Raw genomic sequence first — 15,915 nt, forward strand, 5'->3', positions numbered from 1 at the left:
CGGGGCGACATGGCCGGATCAGGCCTTGTAACGTCGTACGCCCTGCAGCCAGGTTTCCTGCACCGTAAGACTGCCGACCTTGCCGGGATGAACACTCAGCGGATCCTGGTCGAGGATGACCAGGTCCGCATACTTGCCAGGCTCCAGGCTGCCGACGATGTGATCGGTGCGGCACTGCCAGGCGGCATCGAGAGTAACCGCACGCAGCGCCTCTTCGACAGTGATGCACTCCCCCGGATTGAGCACTTCGCCGCCATCGAGCATCACCCGGTTCACCGCATTGTCGATGTAGCGCAGCGGCGCAATGGTGGTGACGTTGAAATCCGAGTGCAGCGAAATCCGCAGCCCACCCTTCAATGCAGACCGGCACGGATCGTACAGTGCCGCCCGCTCCGGCCCCAGGATATCGTCACGGAACGCCTTTCCCCAGTAGTGGACATGGCCGATCAGGAACGACGGCGAGACCTGCAGCTGCGACAGCCGGGTGATCTGCTCCCGATGGAGCACGCTGCAATGTTCGATGCGATGCCGGTGATCCTTGCGCGGTGTCTTCTTCAACACTGTCTGGTACACATTGAGCGTGGTATCGATGGCCGCATCTCCATTGGCGTGGATGCCGATCTGCCAGCCGAGGTCGTGCGCCCGCTGGACGCCGGCAACCAGCTCGTCCTGGGTGTAGTTGAGCGCGCCACGCTTGTCCGAATGCAGATAGTGCTCGCGCTGGTAACCGGTCTGCGCCTGGTTGGACCCGTCGGACCAGAACTTGATGCCGGTCAGGCGGAACGTGTCGTTGCCGTGCCCCGGCTTCAACCCGAGCCTGATCCAGTCATCCATCAGATCCGAGGTCAGAAAGCCGGAATACCGCACCGGTGGATTGGCCGCCATCACGGTGTTGAGCAGATCGAGGTCGGAGACGCCACCGGTGCCAATGCCCGCATCATGCAGGCTGGTACAGCCCGCCTTGGCCGCGTCGGCGAACAGCTGCTGGACCAGTTCGGCGTAGCGCGCTTGGCTGGGCATCGGCACAACCGCCATGAACGGTTTCATCGCCGGGGACTCCTCCATGCGCCCGGTCAGCCTGCCATCCCTGCGGATGTACCGTCCCTGGTCCGGGTCCGGCGTGGCGTCGTTCACTCCAGCCGCGGCAAAGCCCTTGCTGTTGCTGTACGCGATATGGCCGTTGGACTCCAGTACGAACACCGGATTGTCCGGTGCGGCCTTGTCCAGTGCCGCCATGGTGATCGGGTCACCGTGCATCAGCGACGGGTCGATGCCCTGTGCACGCAGCCATTCACCGGGCCTGAGTGCGCTGGCTGCCGTGCTGATCTTCGCCATTGCGTCGGCCAGCGTACGCGTGCTGAACGGAGTGACGTCCAGCCACTCGGAGAGAATGGCCATTGCCGAATGCATATGCGGATCGATGAAACCCGGCAGCAACGCGCGGCCCTTGAGGTCGACCAGTTCAGTGTTCGGCCCGTGGTGCTGCCACACCTGCTCCTTCGCGCCCACCGCAAGGATGCGGCCATTGCGCACGGCCAACGCCTCCGGGTGCGGGTGCGGGTGCGGGGCCATGGTGATGATCGGCCCGTTGTGGAAGATCAGGTCCGCGGGGCCTGTAGATCCCACCGCAGTGGTGCCTGCATGGGCAGCAGGTGACAGCGAAGCGCCACCGACGGCCAGCACGCCCAGCCCCACCATGGCGCCGAGGAACTCACGTCGTGCCTGCAGATACGCTGCGGCGCCCGGATTGCACGCGATGCACATGCGTCTTCTCCTTCCTTGTGGTCCGGGCAGGTTACCCCGCCAGAGGTTGGCGTGCTGCGAACGGCTTCGCTCTTTCACCCCGCCTTCCTGAACGAGCTCCCCGGGCATGCAATGCAGCTCATGCCTGCCATTAGAAATGCGCGAAACGGGCTTCCAGCACTGCGTGCTAGCCTCGTTTCACCTTCGCCATCAACTCCATCGCCATGCGCCTGCAGAGCATCATCTTCCCCCTCGTCACCGTCCTCGCAGTTGCCAACGTTGCCGCCGCCGAACCGACGCTGCCGCAACTGCGTGCCTACACCGTTGATGCCTCCTGGTTGCAGCCAATGGCGCCGCTGCAGATTGCCGATCACACCTGGCAGATCGGCACCGAAGACCTGACCGCACTGCTGGTGCAGACGTCGCAGGGCGCGGTGCTGCTCGATGGCGGCATGCCGCAGATGGCCGACCACCTGCTGCGCAACATGAAAGCGCGCGGCGTTGCGCCGCAGGATCTGCGCCTGATCCTGCTCAGCCATGCCCACGCCGACCACGCCGGCCCGGTTGCTGCGCTCAAGCGCAATACCGCTGCGCAGATCGTCGCAAATGCCGAATCTGCGGTGCTGCTGGCACGTGGCGGCAGCAACGACCTGCACTTCGGCGACGACATCACCTATCCGCCCGCAACGGCGGACAGGATCATCATGGATGGCGAGGTGGTCTCGCTCGGCGGGGTCGACTTCACCGCGCACTTCGTGCCCGGCCATACCCCGGGCAGCACCGCCTGGACCTGGACCGACACCCGCGGCGGCAAGCCGGTGCGCATGGTCTACGCCGACAGTCTGAGTGCGCCGGGCTATCAGCTGCAGGCCAACCCGCGCTACCCGCACCTGATCGAGGACTATCGCCGCAGCTTCGCCACGGTGCGCGCCCTGCCCTGCGATGTCCTGCTGACCCCGCATCCCGGCGCCAGCGGCTGGAACTACGCAGCCGGAGCATCAGCGGGTGCCAAGGCAATGACCTGCCAGGACTACGCCGACACGGCCGAACGCAATTTCGACGCGCAGTTGAAGAAGCAACGCGGAAAGCAGCGTTGAGCAGGCGCGGCGGCGATCCGCCGCCGCGCCCGCTACACCTTGTCAGCCACCCTGCCCGTGCTGTGCGAAGGGCTGGGTGCGGCCATCGGCCAGCACCAGCTCCACGGTATACGGCTGCACATGGCCATCAGGCATTTCCATGCCCGGTGATCCAGCCGGCATCCCCGGCAGCACCAGGCCACGTGCCGTCGGCCGTTCCTTCAGCAGGCGCTTGATGTCGCTGGCCGGAATATGGCCTTCCACCACATAGCCACCGATCTCGGCGGTATGGCAGGACGCCTTGCCGGCCGGTACGCCGAGCCGTTGCTTGACCGGATGCATGTCATCGGTATCGCGTATCTCAACCGCGAAGCCGGCAGCCTTCAGGTGGTCGGCCCACACGCCACAGCAACCGCAACTGGCCGTCTTGTGCACGATGGCCAACGGAAGCTCCCGGTCGATCGTCGCTCCGGCCGTCGCCTCGACCGCCGAGGCGGTTGCGGTTGCGGGCGAGGACACGGCCTCTTCGGAGGCACGCGCGCAGGCGGTGGCCAGCAGAACGGGGGTGAGCAACAGGCTCAGGGAAAGAATGCGGTTCATGGATCAGGTTTTCCTTTGCAATCGCAGGCGCGAGCGCCTGCCATCCACGCGACGGATGCGCGTGGGTCAAGTAGATGAGGGGTACTGCAGGACGGCAGGTACGCAACCTGCGCGCATCAGGCGATCGGCGGACGAATCAGGTGAGGCAGCGCAGGCGCGGGATGAGCCGGCGGCAGCGCGTCGCCGGGCACTGCACGCAGCGGCCATGCAGCAAGGCTTGCCGCCGACGGCAGCATGGCCACACTCGCCGGCACGCACTCGCAACCCTCGCTGCTGCACGCGGCTTCGTCCCGTTCATCGCAGCAGGCGGGCGTGACAGAGATCGCAGCGTCGGCGATCTCGTGGGGGCCATCGCAATGACCACCGCCGGACTGACCGTTGATGCCGCCCGAGGCAAGTGCCAGCGCCGGTGCATTGAGCACCAGGGTCAGGAGCAGCATCAGTCGCAGCAGCAGGCCGGATATATCCACGGGCTGATGATAGCCGACGCACGATACGCCCGTCGCCGCTGCCTGCTGTCATCATGCATGACGTTCATTGGAGCCTTTCCATGCCTACCCGCTTCACCTCTGCTGCCCTCCTGCTGTCCGCGTTGCTGAGCCTTCCGGTCATGGCAGGCGAACGCCAATGGACCGTGCTGTCCAGCGGCGATGGTGACCACACCCATGAGCGCTGGCAGGTAAGCGGGACGCGATTGCGAACGCTTCCCGCGTTCGACCCGGCACGCGCCGAGCCGCCGCTGTCGGTGCATCAAGCTGCGGCGGCAGCACTGGCCCACGCGCGCCTACGTTATCCCGGCGATGACTTCGTGGTCTCCGAGGTAAGCCTGCAGCGGTTCACCGCCGGCGCTGCGCCGCAGAGCGAAGACGCAGCGCGCGGCTGGGTGTACCTGGTCAGCCTCGACTACAACGCCAAGGTCTGGACCCAGATGGTGCCGGTGCTGCTGGATGGCAGCATCGTGCTGAGCGACAACGAGCAATTGTAGGATCGGCGCCTACGCGGGCACGTCGACCTGCGCGCGCATCCGTACCGGAATGGATTTCGCTGCTGGCGTACCGCTGATCCGATCGTAGTAGTCCAGCGGCAGCAGGGGGTTGAGCTCCGGGTAGTAGCCCGCCAGCGCCCCGCGCGGCATCGGGTAGTCAAGCACGGTCAGGCCTCCGATTCGCCGCGTCACGCCGTCGTCGCTGATCGTTTCCAGGCTTACCAGCGCTTCCTTGCCGAGCCCGCGCGCCAGACGGTCCTCGATGTTCATGAACACCACCATGCGGTCGTTGTACACGCCCCGGTAGCGGTCGTTGTAGCTGTAGATGGTGGTGTTGTACTGGTCGTGCGAACGCACCGTGGCCAGCCGCAGCATCTCCGGGTCATCGACTACCGTGTTCACTTCCAGGCCTGGCATGACGAGGATGTTGGCCTTGCCGTTCGGGGTCGGCCACACGCGCCTGCGCGGCGGAATATCCAGGTGGAAACCGTGCAGTGCCTGGATGCGCTCGTTGAAGCCGGCATAGATGTCCGGGTAGACGGCGGCGATCAGGTCGCGGATCGGGCCGTAATCGTGCATGTACGCGGCCCAGTCCACCTTGCTGTCCGGCAACGTTGCCATCGCCATCCGGCAGACGATCTCCACCTCCGGCAGCACGTGGTCGCTGGCCGGCTCCAGCACGCCGCGCGACGCCGTCACGTTGGACATCGCATCTTCGATGGTGACGAACTGCTCGCCCTTCGGCGTGCGGATCCACTCCGAGCGCGCCACCACCGGCAGGATCAGCGCGTCGCGACCGTGCACAAGATGCCCCCGGTTGAGCTTGGTGGCGATGCCCACGGTCAGTTCCAGTCTGCGCATGGCCTGGTAGGCGCGCTCGGTATCGGGCACGGCATGGATGAAGTTGCCGCCCATGCCGATGAACACCTTGGCGCTGCCATCGAGCATCGCCGCGATCGACTCGACCACATGGTGGCCGTGCTCGCGCGGCGGATCGAAACCAAACACCTGCTGCACGCGATCCAGGTAGCGCGCCGTGGGCTTCTCGTCGATGCCGACGGTGCGGTCGCCCTGCACGTTGGAATGGCCACGGATCGGACCGATACCCGCGCCCGGCTTGCCGAAATTACCGCGCAGCAACAACAGGTTGGCCACCTGCTGCAGCAGCCGCGACCCCTGCTGGTGCTGGGTCAGGCCCATGCCATAGCAGATGACCGTCGCCTGCGAACGGATGTAGATCTCCGCGCAGCGCCGGATCTGTTCCTGCGCGATGCCCGACACCCGCACGATCTCATCCCAGTCCTGCGCCAGCACGTCCTCGCGCAGCGCCTCCAGGCCAACGGTGTGTTCGGCCAGGAAGGCATGATCCAGCACCTGCTCACCCTGGGCCTCGCGCTCGAACATCACCTTCATCATGCCCTTGATCAGCGCCAGGTCGCCGCCGATGCGGACGTGCACGAACTCGCTGGTGATCTCGGTGGAACCGAACGTGGCCATCTGCACCACGTCTTGCGGTTCGGTGAAGCGGATCAGGGCACGCTCCGGCATCGGGTTGACCGCCACGATCGGCACGCCGCGCTTGCGCGCTTCCACCAGGTTGCTCATCATCCGCGGCGAGTTGGTGCCGGTGTTCTGGCCCATCACGAAGATCGCCTCGGCGTGCTCGAAATCGTCCAGCACGATGGTGCCCTTGCCCACGCCTATCGCTGGTGGCAGGCCACGGCTGGTCGGCTCGTGGCACATGTTCGAGCAGTCCGGGAAGTTGTTGGTACCGAACTCGCGCACGAAGATCGAATACAGGAACGCCGCCTCGTTGGGCGTGCGGCCGGAGGTGTAGAACTCGGCCTGGTCGGGGTTGTCCAGCGCCTGCAGATGACGACCGATGAGTGCGAACGCCTCGTCCCATTCGCAGGGCACGTACTGATCGGTGGCGGCGTCGTAGCGCATCGGCTCGGTCAGCCGGCCCTGCTGCTCCAACCAGTAATCGGTCTGCGCCATCAGCTCGGTGACGGTGTGCTGGGCGAACAGCTCACGGGTCACCCGGTGCTGGGTCGCTTCCCAGGCCAAGGCCTTGGCACCGTTCTCGCAGAATTCCAGCTTCTTTCGGTGGTCGGCATCGGGGAACGCGCAGCTGGGGCACTTGAATCCGCCCGGCTGGTTCATCGCCAGCAGCGCCTTGGATCCTTTACCGATCACGCTCTGCTGCAGCAGCACCTTGGCGGTCGCACCGGCGGCCCCCCAGCCACCTGCCGGTTGGTTGTAGGGCTTGTAACGCGGCGGCTTCTGTTCGGACATGGTCGGGAACCTGCGTTGGTGGAGTGCCTGCCAGCAGTGCCGGGCCCGCGCCCGGCTGCCGTGGCCAGTCAAGCACACCGGCAACCCCAACGCCATGGCCCAGCCCGGGTACAGCAGGCTGCCATGGCAACGGTTACCACCGCGTCTTCACTGGATGGCGCTGCGCTATCCTCCGCGCGTAGCCTGCCCTTCTGCTTTGCCCAGGATGTGCCACATGCCCGGATCGACGATGCCTTCGCCCCCGCCCGCCGGCACGGCCCTGCGCACGCTGCAGCGCTGGCGCAGCACGGGGCAGGAGCAACGGCTCGATACGATCGCCCAAGAAGTACCGGTGGCGATGCGCTACAACGGCGGGGCCTTCTCGGTGATGATGGCCACGCCGTGCGACCTGGAGGATTTCGCGCTGGGCTTCTCGCTCAGCGAAGGGTTGATCGAGCGTCCTGACCAGTTGCTGTCCCTCCAGGTGCAGCCACAACTGGAGGGCATCGAACTGAACATGAGCGTGTCTGCCGATGCCCCCGGTGCCGCACTGGATCCGGACAACGGGCGCCTGCTGCCGGGTCGCGGAGGCTGTGGGTTGTGCGGTGCACGCCAGCTGGAGGACGTGCTGCGTCCACTGCCTCCGGTAAAGGACCGCCGCACGTATCAGACGGCTGCACTGCAGCGGGCATTGGCTGGGCTGGCCCTACGCCAGCCGATGAATGCAGCCAGTGGTTCGACCCACGCAGCGGCCTGGGCCGATGCCAGTGGCCGCATCGGCTGGGTGCGCGAAGACGTCGGCCGCCACAATGCGCTGGACAAGCTGATCGGTGCACTGCATCACAACGAACACAGCATCGATGGCGGCCTGCTGGTGGTGTCCAGCCGTGCCAGCTACGAAATGGTCAGCAAGGCAGCGCGCGCCGGTGCCAGCGTACTGGCCGCCGTCTCGGCCCCCACTGCGCTGGCCATCGACCTGGCCCGCAGTGCCGGCCTGTGCCTGGTGGGCTTCGCCCGCGAAGAGGGCTTCAACGTGTATACCCACCCGGAGCGGCTGCAGGGGGATGGCCTGCACGGGCATCCGCCTGCCTGACGGGTGCCTACAGCGGATGGACTGGCAGCTACGCCTTGCGGGACCGCTCGGGAGCAAGCAGCCCACCGATCCGTTCGGTCACCTGTGCGCGCACGTTCTCGTCCAGCTGGCCTTCGTACATGGCCTCGTAGATCCACAGGCCATCGGCGGCCAACCGCGCAACGAAATTATCCAGCGCCGCCGGATCTTCGCTGCCGGCGGCCGGTGGCGAAGGCGCCCAGCGCCGCACCACCGGTGCCCACGGCCGCTCGCCGGGGAATTCGGGGTCCACCGAGTCCAGCATGAACATCAGCTCGGCACGGGTGGCACTCTGCGCCGAAACGCGCACGAAGGTCTGGTAGCGCTCCAACGCAGTGGCCTCGCCGGCCGACTTGCCCAGCAGCGCCTCCATCGATGCTTCCCAGCTCTGCACCAGGTGCTCGTCGATGCCGCGCAGCAACGCTTCGCGCGAAGGAAAGTGGTACAGCAGGCCGCCACGGGTCAACTGCGCCTCGGCCGCCACCGATTCAAAGGTGACCGCACGCACGCCGTCGCGGTTGATCACGCTGACGGCGGCGTCGAGGATGCGCTCGCGCTTGCTGGTTCTCATGCCGTTATTTTACGCGATCGGCGGCGCCGTCGCGGCCACCGGCGCGTCCACGCAGCAGGCGCGCGATGATCACCGCGCCGGCCGCCAGCACCGCACTGATCACCAGCAGCACGATCTGGTAACCGCGATCGTAGGCCGCGGTGGCCAGCGCGAACCACTCGCCCTGCCCCGCCTCACGCGTCACGTGCAATGCCTGGGTGAAGCCCTCGCGTGCGGCGGCGGGAATACCCGCAGACTCCGGCAGGAACGCGCCGTACATCGCAGCGCTCAGACTGCCCAGCAGCGCGACGGCCAGCAGGCCGCCGAACTCGTAGGACACTTCCTCCACCGACGAGGCCATGCCCGCACGATGCGGCGGCACGTTGTTGAGGATGGCGGTGGACGCCACCGAGATGGCAGCACCCATGCCGAAGCCGGTGATCGCCATGCCGGCCACCACCCAGCCCAGCCCATGCGGGAAGCCCAGCGCCACCACGCCCACACCTGCCGCACCGGCCGCAAGGCCGCCGCAGATCAGCGGCCGCAGGCCGACGCGATGCAGCACGCTGCCGCCCAGCAACGCGCTGGGCAGGCTGCCCAGCGCCGCCACCGATACCAGCAGGCCCGCCTGCAACGGGCTGAGGCCGGCCACCAGCTGGAAACGCTGGGTGGTGAGCAGCTGCAGCCCGGCCATCGCAAACAGGGTGAACACCGCCGACAGGGTGCCGGCAAGGAAGGCCGGATTGCGGAAGATGGCGAAATCCAGCAGCGGATACGGCAACTGCTGCTGGCGGCGGCTGAAGGCGATGCCGGAGATGACCGCCAGCAGCAGCGAGACCGCTCCCACGCTGTACGAGGGCGGCGTGGCGATCAGCGATTTGATCGCCAGTACCAGGCCCGACAGCGCTGCCAGTGCCAGCAGCGAGGACAGCAGGTCCCATGGGCGGGTGCTGTCGCGCTGCCCTTCCGGCGCCAGCAGCAGGGTCGCGATGAAGGCGACCACCACCACCGGCACATTGATGAGGAACACCGAGCCCCACCAGAAGTGCTGCAGCAGCAAGCCACCGATGATCGGCCCCAGCGCCGCACCGACGATGGCCACCGAACCCCAGATCGCGATGGCGATGTTGCGCTCGCGTTCTTCATGGAAGCTGAGCCCGATCAAGGCCAGCGTGGCCGGCATCATCGCCGCCGCACCCACGGCGAGGAAGGCACGCGCGGCGATCAGCTGCCCTGCGGTTGCAGAGAACGCCGCTGCCAACGAGGCGATGCCGAACACCACCAGCCCGACCAGGAACATCCGGCGGTGGCCGATGCGGTCGCCCAGGGTGCCCGCCCCCAGCAGCAGGCCGGCCATCACCAGCGGGTAGGCGTTGATGATCCACAGCGCCTGCCCGGCACTGGCCGACAGCTCCTCGGTCAGGGTCGGCAGCGCGGTATACAGCACCGAGTTGTCCAGCGTGACCAGCAGCAGGCCGGCGGCAACGGTTAACAGCAGCGACCAGCGTCGGGCGCGCGACAGGGACGGAGCACCGTCCAAGGGCTGGGAGAGAGCCATGGGAACCTGGATGGGGAAGGAGTATGGCCATAACTATACCGGACATCCTGTATAGTTATGGAGCTCCCAGTGAGATCCATTCAGCTGCCGCGAGGTGCAATGCTTCCTGTCTCATGACCCGGGGCCTACCTGCACTCCGCAGGCAAGGCAGCGACCGCCTGCACGATCGGGGCCTGCATGGCGCGTCCCACTGCGGCATCCAGCTCTCCCCGCAGATGGCCGTGCTGCCTTTGCATCTGGTCTTCGCACAGCGCACGCACCCGCGCGCGGGCGTTGCTGCGCAGCGTGCTGCAGCGCCAATCGACCCCTCCCAGCGGCAGCACCGAATAGACCACGCTGTTGCAGGCGTTGCCGGCGCGTTCTGCCAGCGAACGCCCACCGAAGTCACGCGGCACGCTGCTGCGCTGCGGATCGAAGTAGCTGTCCGGGAAGGTGCGCGCGTACTGTTCGATGTCCACCTCGACAGTGCCGCCTTCGCCTGCCGGCACGCGCAGTGGCTGACCGCAGCCGGTGGCGTCGGCGCGGTGTTGGATGTACTGGTAGATCGGTCGGTCCAGGCTCGCATCCTGCGCGGTCACGGCGCTGACCGCCGCCAGCACCGGCAGCGACGCACGGTTGGCCATGCGCGCCAGCGCTCCCGCCTGCGCGGGTTCGCAGCGGTCGCGCAGCGTCGCCACCAGCAGGAACAGCAGGTCATCACGAAAGGCCGTGTCGGCCGCCAGGTGATGTTCGATGCGTGCCTGCGCTTCCGCCACTGGTGCGGGAAATGCAACGGCCGGTGGCGAGGGCGCGTGCGTTGCGTTCCACAGCAGCGCCACCGCGGTGCCTGCCAGCAGCAACACCGCCATCAGCAGCGCGACGGTGCGTGCGCGGAGCCTCGTCATCGGGTGCTCGTCATCGGTTGATCGCGGAAAGCGTCGCTGCGGCAGCGTCATAGGACGCGCTGGCGATATCCGCCTCGAAGTGCTTCACCTGCAGTCGCCCGGACAGCCGGTAGGGATCCCACAGCGCGCCCAACGTGATGGGGCTGGCCAGGGTGACATGGATGATCTGGTTCGGTGGTGGCGGCGGTACGTGGATGCACGCGCCATAGAACGGCACGAACAGCAGTTCGTCCACCTGCCCGGCGTCGTTCATCGCCAGCGGCACCACATAGCCATCCAGGTCCAGCGCCCGTCCATCCACGCCATCGACCACCGCCGACGAGCCGAACTGCTGCGCACGTAGCGGGCTGGAGTGATCGATGGCCTGCCCAGGCAGCGAGCCCGAACCCGTATCGTCGATCAAGCCCCCCACCCCGTCCATGCCATTGCCACGCGACAGCCCGATCTGCGGCGGTGGACGCTGGAAGCTGTCCTCTTCGGGCATCAGCGCGTCCCAGCGGTCGATCACTGCAGACGCTGCCGCCGGCGACGCAGCAGCATTGTTGGCCTGTGGCGGTGGGGCGTCCACGGCGGGCCGGCCACAACTGGCCAGCAGTACAGCGGCAAGCGCACCGGCAAGCAGCTTCGCGTTACGGTTCATAAGGCCTCAGTTCGGCGTCGGCCATGCTGTAGGCCGAGCCGGCAAGATCATCGTCCACCCGCTCGGCGCGCAGCACACCGGCCAGGAAGAACGGCGAGTACATGTCGGGCATGGCGATCGGCCGCCGCAGCACCACATGCACGATCTGGTTCGGTGGCGGCGGTGGCACGTGGATGCACGCGCCGTAGTACGGCACGAACAGGAATTCGACCAGCCGGCCATCTGCCGCGTTGGCCAAAGGCACCACGTAGCCCGGCAACCGCACTGCGCGATCCAGTACCGCGTCCACCGTACGGAACGTACCGAACTGGGCCATGCGCCGGTTGCCGTTGTGCTGCACCTCAGGCCCCTCACCGCGCTCGAGTGCTGCCAGTTCATCGCTGGGCAGCATCTGCAACCAGTCCAGTTCCTGCTCGCTTTGCGTGCCAGCATTGCCCTGCACCGGCGCCGGCAGCAGTGCCTGCACACCGGTATCGGTCGGCCGCGTGCAGGCGGCCAGCAGCATTGCGGCAGCCAGCAGCAACCAGCGCACGACCGCGCTCACGACGCAGGCGCCAGGCCATCGGCCAAGGTGCGCCGGTAGGCCAGCAGCGCAGGCAGCAGGCCGGCAGCCGCGCTGATCAGCAGCACGCCGCCCACCCAGGCCAGTTCGCGCGCGTCCGGCCAGACGTGGGTGATCGACAGACCGAAATTGGCCAGCGCCCAGCTGCGCCCGGCCGCGCTGGCACAGGTCAGCACCGCCAGCGCCAACGCGCAGGCCATTGCTGCAGTGGCCACGGCCTCAACGACCAGCAGGCAGGCCACATAGGCCGGACGCGCACCGGTGGCGCGCAGCACCGCCATCTCACGGCGGCGTTCCTGCAGCGTCGATACCAGCAGCGCCATCAGTGACACCATGCCCAGCAGCACCACCATCGCACTGATCAGCTGCAGCGCGCGCTCGGCAGTGCCCAGCGACTGCCACAGCTGCTGCAACGTCACGCCGGGCAGGATCGCCTGCAGCGCTTCGTCTGGATACTCGTTGATGCTGCGCTGCACGCCGAAGGTGGCGATGCGCGAGTTCAGCCCGAGCATGAAGGCGGTGATGCTGGTCGGGGTCAGGTCAAGCTGCCGTGCCTGTTCGGCGCTGACATGCTGGCTGCGCAACTGCACGCCGGAGCGCCAATCGACATGGATCGCTTCGATCGCCGGCAATGACACCAGCACGGACGAATCCACCGGCGTGCCGGTACGCTGCAGGATGCCGACCACGCGGAACGGCTTGTCGGCATGCGTGGCCAGCGTTACCGCACCGGTGCCATGGGCCAGAACGATGTCAGCGCCCACGCCGATGTGCGCCGCCTGTGCCACTTCAGCACCAACCACCGCGTCATACAGGTCGTCGAACGGCTGGCCCTGTGCGAACGCCAGCGGATGCTCTGCGCCATGCCGGTAATGTTCGAAGTAGCCGGCGGTGGTGCCGATCACCCGATAGCCACGCCAGGAGTCACCCAATGACAGCGGCACTGCCCATTTCACCTGCGGCAGCGCGGACAGTTCCTGGTAGGACTGCCAGGACACGTTGTTGGTCGGGTCGCCGATATGGAACACCGAGTACAGCAGCAGGTTCACCGGCCCCGAGCGCGCACCGACGATCAGGTCCGTGCCCGAGACGGTGCTGGCAAAGCCCTCGTGGGCCTGCGTACGGATGCGCTCCACGCCCAGCAGCAGGACCACGCTCAGGGTGATGACCAGCACGGCCAGGCTCACGCTCAAGGCGCGGCTGCGCAGGCTGGCCCAGGCCAACTCAAACATGTGCACCCCCTGCCCGGTTCAGATCACCCAGCGACACCACCTGGTCGAACAACGGCTGCAGGCGGTCATCGTGGCTGACCACCAGCGCGGTGGTGCCAGCGGCACGGCACTGCGCGGACATCAGCTGTACGAACGCCGTGGCCGCTTCGGGATCCAGCGCCGAGGTCGGTTCGTCGGCCAGCAGTACCGCCGGGCGACCGATCAGGGCACGGGCAGCGGCAACGCGCTGCTGCTGGCCGACGCTGAGCGTGCCCGCCGCGCGCGGCATCAGTGCCGGATCCAGCTGCAGCGCACCCAGCAGGCGCGCGATTTCCGCGTCCAGCCCACCTTCGATGCGCGCGTTGCGCAATGGCGAAAAGCGCACGCCCAGGGCGATGTTGTTGCGCACGCTCAGGAACGGCAGCAGGTTGAACTGCTGGAAGATCACGCCCATCTGGTCGGCTCGGAAACGATCACGCGCGGCGGCACCGAGCGTGTTCACCCCATGGCCGGCAACCCGGATGCTGCCGCTGGCCGGAAGCAGAATGCCCGCCAGCAGGCCCAGCAGCGTGCTCTTGCCCGAGCCGCTGGTCCCGCGCAGCAGCACGCTGTTGCCTGCGCGCACCTGCAGCTGTGCGATGTCCAGCACTGCACGGCCTGCGTAGCCGAACTGCACGCCCTGCAGGTCGATGATGGCATCGTCGTTCATGGCGCCAGCGGCACCCGCAGGCTGTCAGCAGTAACCACGCTGCGGCCTTGCCCGGTCGACGTTGCGGTGTTGACGATCACCTCGTGCAGCCCCGGAAACAGCGTAGGCATCGGCAATGCCAGCCCGCGCAGTGCTGCCGGGTTGGCGCAGTGGTAGCGCAGTGCGGCGGTGAATCCAGCGTGCGTGTGCTGGCCTGGCTGTGCTGCCACAGCCACTGGCGCAAAGCCCTCCGCCGTCGTCTCGGCATGGTCCAACCGGCACTGCGCAGCGGTCGGCAACGTGACCCAGCTGCCGCGCTGCAGGATCGATCGCGCCCGCGCCAATGCGGCCTGTTCGCGGCTGTCGGCCGGGGGTCGCTCGAAATCGAGGATGCCGATGCCGGGCGCACGCAGTGCCAGTTCCAGCGTTCCCTGGTCCACGGCCAGATCGACATCGGCCTGGCCATGGACATGAGCACCGTGATGGCGCACGTCGTGGGCGTTCGCAGAATGGGCAGCAAGCAGCAGCAGAAGGGCGGCAGAACGTTTCATCGGGCGGCTCCGTATTGTTACTATGTAACATTATGGACCACATCCCGATCTCGCCCGCAAGGGCGCGCACCCAACCGCCAGCTTCGGCACGCTGGCATCCCCGTTTCGATCTGGCAGGCGCGTGGCTGTCGCTGGTCTGTGCCGCGCATTGCGTGGCCCTGCCCCTGCTGCTGGCCTTCACGCCGGCGGCGATGATGGCGCTGCGCTCGTTCCAGCACCCTGGCCATGGCGCGATGACCGCACTGCTGGTGATGTCGCGCTGGGAATGGCTGTTCGCGCTGCTGGCCTCGTCGATCGCCCTGCTCAGCACCGCCGCCGGCCAGCGCCGCCATCGACGCGCCCTGCCGCTGTGCGTGGCCCTGGCAGGCGCGATCCTGTTGCTGTCCGCCTCGCTGTACCTGCCGTTGAAGGAATCGCTGCTCTGGCACGGCGCTGCCACCGCCTGTGGTGGGGTGATGCTGGCCACCGCTCATCTGCGCAACCGGCGGGCGCTGGGGACTAGCCGCTCTGCTCGAACACAGCCGCCACCCAGTCGATGAACACCCGCAGCCGCGGTGATGGCGTGCGGTTGCGCGGATAGACCAGGCTGACCGGGCTCGGTGTGGGTGGCATGTCGGGCAACAGCTCCAGCAACTGCCCGCGCGCGATGTAAGGGTCCATCCGGTAGCGCGGTGCCTGGATGATGCCCAACCCGGCCAGCGCGGCACCGAGGAAGGCGTCGGCACCGGACACCCGCACGCGTGCCGGCAGCGGCACGTGGCGAACCTGCCCGCCCTGCTGGAACTCCAGCGGAATGAGCTGGCCGGTGGCGCTGGAACGATAGCCGACCATCTGGTGTCCCGCCGCCAGCGACGCGATGCTTTCCGGCCGCCCGTGTGACTGCACGTAGGCGGGCGACGCCACCGTGACCTCGCGCAGCAACGCCAGGCGCCGCGCGGCCAGATCGCTGTCGGCCAGGGTGCCCACGCGGATGGCCCCGTCCACCCCCTCGCGCAGCAGGTCGACATAGCGGTCGCCCTCGCTGACCTCCAGTTCAATGTCCGGGTACCGCTGCAGGAAATCCGGCAGATGCGGAAACAACAGGTGGCGCCCCAGCGTACCGTGCACCTCGATGCGCAGCGGCCCGCGTGGCGGCACGTCACGGAACGCGGCTTCGGCATCGTCCATGTCCGCGATCAGGCGCAGACAGCGGCCATAGAAGGCCTCGCCTTCCAGCGTCGGCACCACCACGCGCGTGGTCCGGTGCAGCAGGCGCACGCCCAGACGCTGCTCGAGTGCTTTGATCGCGTCGGTCACCGTGGCCCGCGGCAGCCCCAGGTCTTCGGCGGCACGGCTGAAGCTGCGGCGCTCGACGATCCGCACGAACGCACGCAGGGCGGTGAATCTGTCCATTGTTCGGATGGCCGGATGATGTTTCCGGATTATCCATGATTATCCGCGACGGCGGAGAGACGAAGATGGCCGTGCGCCATGCCGGCGCGC

At 67.2% G+C, this 15,915-nt stretch carries 17 protein-coding genes; 4 read left to right on the plus strand and 13 right to left on the minus strand.

All coding sequences use genetic code 11. The annotated features are described in order from the left end of the window. Positions 1-18 precede the first annotated feature (18 nt). Positions 19-1,764, minus strand: coding sequence for an amidohydrolase (locus tag ACUXVE_RS00770; RefSeq protein WP_445513606.1), 1,746 nt, complete (start codon positions 1,762-1,764; stop codon positions 19-21). Between the two features lie 203 nt (positions 1,765-1,967). On the opposite strand from ACUXVE_RS00770, the gene blaL1 reads away from it, so the two are divergent. Next, a complete protein-coding gene (blaL1, locus tag ACUXVE_RS00775) occupies positions 1,968-2,840 on the plus strand; it encodes a L1 family subclass B3 metallo-beta-lactamase (RefSeq protein ID WP_445513607.1) in 873 nt (290 codons plus the stop codon). Between the two features lie 42 nt (positions 2,841-2,882). Here the strand turns inward: blaL1 and ACUXVE_RS00780 are convergent, their stop codons facing one another. Then, entirely contained in the window at positions 2,883-3,419 is a 537-nt protein-coding gene (locus ACUXVE_RS00780; RefSeq protein ID WP_222389388.1) for a DUF411 domain-containing protein, read from the minus strand. Positions 3,420-3,535: 116 nt separating this feature from the next. Then, positions 3,536-3,859, minus strand: a complete 324-nt coding sequence (locus ACUXVE_RS00785; protein ID WP_445513608.1) for a hypothetical protein — start codon at positions 3,857-3,859, stop codon at positions 3,536-3,538. Positions 3,860-3,969: 110 nt separating this feature from the next. Here ACUXVE_RS00785 and ACUXVE_RS00790 point away from each other — a divergent pair, with 110 nt between their 5' ends. Next, on the plus strand, positions 3,970-4,404 hold the full coding sequence (locus ACUXVE_RS00790; protein WP_445513609.1) for a hypothetical protein: 435 nt from the start codon (positions 3,970-3,972) through the stop codon (positions 4,402-4,404). A gap of 9 nt (positions 4,405-4,413) precedes the next feature. Here the strand turns inward: ACUXVE_RS00790 and ACUXVE_RS00795 are convergent, their stop codons facing one another. Continuing rightward, complete coding sequence (locus ACUXVE_RS00795) at positions 4,414-6,699, minus strand: FdhF/YdeP family oxidoreductase (protein WP_445513610.1); 2,286 nt, start codon at positions 6,697-6,699, stop codon at positions 4,414-4,416. 214 nt (positions 6,700-6,913) lie between these two features. Here ACUXVE_RS00795 and fdhD point away from each other — a divergent pair, with 214 nt between their 5' ends. Continuing rightward, entirely contained in the window at positions 6,914-7,771 is an 858-nt protein-coding gene (gene fdhD, locus ACUXVE_RS00800) for a formate dehydrogenase accessory sulfurtransferase FdhD (protein ID WP_445513611.1), read from the plus strand. Positions 7,772-7,799: 28 nt separating this feature from the next. On the opposite strand, the gene ACUXVE_RS00805 is transcribed toward fdhD, so the two are convergent. The 8 genes from ACUXVE_RS00805 to ACUXVE_RS00840 all read right to left on the minus strand — a co-directional run bounded on the left by ACUXVE_RS00805 (position 7,800) and on the right by ACUXVE_RS00840 (position 14,433). Continuing rightward, positions 7,800-8,360, minus strand: coding sequence for a TetR/AcrR family transcriptional regulator (locus tag ACUXVE_RS00805; RefSeq protein WP_093818453.1), 561 nt, complete (start codon positions 8,358-8,360; stop codon positions 7,800-7,802). 4 nt (positions 8,361-8,364) lie between these two features. Then, positions 8,365-9,897, minus strand: coding sequence for an MFS transporter (locus ACUXVE_RS00810; RefSeq protein ID WP_445513612.1), 1,533 nt, complete (start codon positions 9,895-9,897; stop codon positions 8,365-8,367). 125 nt (positions 9,898-10,022) lie between these two features. Then, a complete protein-coding gene (locus tag ACUXVE_RS00815) occupies positions 10,023-10,745 on the minus strand; it encodes a hypothetical protein (RefSeq protein ID WP_445513679.1) in 723 nt (240 codons plus the stop codon). Positions 10,746-10,791: 46 nt separating this feature from the next. Continuing rightward, positions 10,792-11,421 (minus strand): DUF3299 domain-containing protein, encoded by a 630-nt coding sequence (locus ACUXVE_RS00820; RefSeq protein WP_445513613.1) that lies wholly within the window; start codon positions 11,419-11,421, stop codon positions 10,792-10,794. After that, the gene (locus tag ACUXVE_RS00825) at positions 11,411-11,953 is read right to left on the minus strand and encodes a DUF3299 domain-containing protein (RefSeq protein WP_222390922.1); all 543 of its coding nucleotides are present in this window, start codon (positions 11,951-11,953) and stop codon (positions 11,411-11,413) included. The genes ACUXVE_RS00820 and ACUXVE_RS00825 overlap by 11 nt, the downstream gene beginning before the upstream one ends. 8 nt (positions 11,954-11,961) lie before the next feature. Then, complete coding sequence (locus ACUXVE_RS00830; protein ID WP_445513614.1) at positions 11,962-13,215, minus strand: ABC transporter permease; 1,254 nt, start codon at positions 13,213-13,215, stop codon at positions 11,962-11,964. After that, on the minus strand, positions 13,208-13,903 hold the full coding sequence (locus ACUXVE_RS00835) for an ATP-binding cassette domain-containing protein (RefSeq protein ID WP_445513615.1): 696 nt from the start codon (positions 13,901-13,903) through the stop codon (positions 13,208-13,210). Before ACUXVE_RS00835 ends, ACUXVE_RS00830 begins: the two co-directional genes overlap by 8 nt. Further along, positions 13,900-14,433 (minus strand): ZrgA family zinc uptake protein, encoded by a 534-nt coding sequence (locus ACUXVE_RS00840; protein ID WP_445513616.1) that lies wholly within the window; start codon positions 14,431-14,433, stop codon positions 13,900-13,902. The genes ACUXVE_RS00835 and ACUXVE_RS00840 overlap by 4 nt, the downstream gene beginning before the upstream one ends. A gap of 32 nt (positions 14,434-14,465) precedes the next feature. Between ACUXVE_RS00840 and ACUXVE_RS00845 the strand changes: the two genes are divergently transcribed. Then, the gene (locus ACUXVE_RS00845; RefSeq protein ID WP_445513617.1) at positions 14,466-14,972 is read left to right on the plus strand and encodes a MerC domain-containing protein; all 507 of its coding nucleotides are present in this window, start codon (positions 14,466-14,468) and stop codon (positions 14,970-14,972) included. Here the strand turns inward: ACUXVE_RS00845 and ACUXVE_RS00850 are convergent. After that, positions 14,932-15,825, minus strand: coding sequence for a LysR family transcriptional regulator (locus ACUXVE_RS00850; protein WP_222389359.1), 894 nt, complete (start codon positions 15,823-15,825; stop codon positions 14,932-14,934). The two genes, ACUXVE_RS00845 and ACUXVE_RS00850, sit on opposite strands and share 41 nt — an antisense overlap. Positions 15,826-15,915: the final 90 nt, after the last annotated feature.

Source organism: Stenotrophomonas sp. 3(2025) (genome assembly GCF_052665395.1).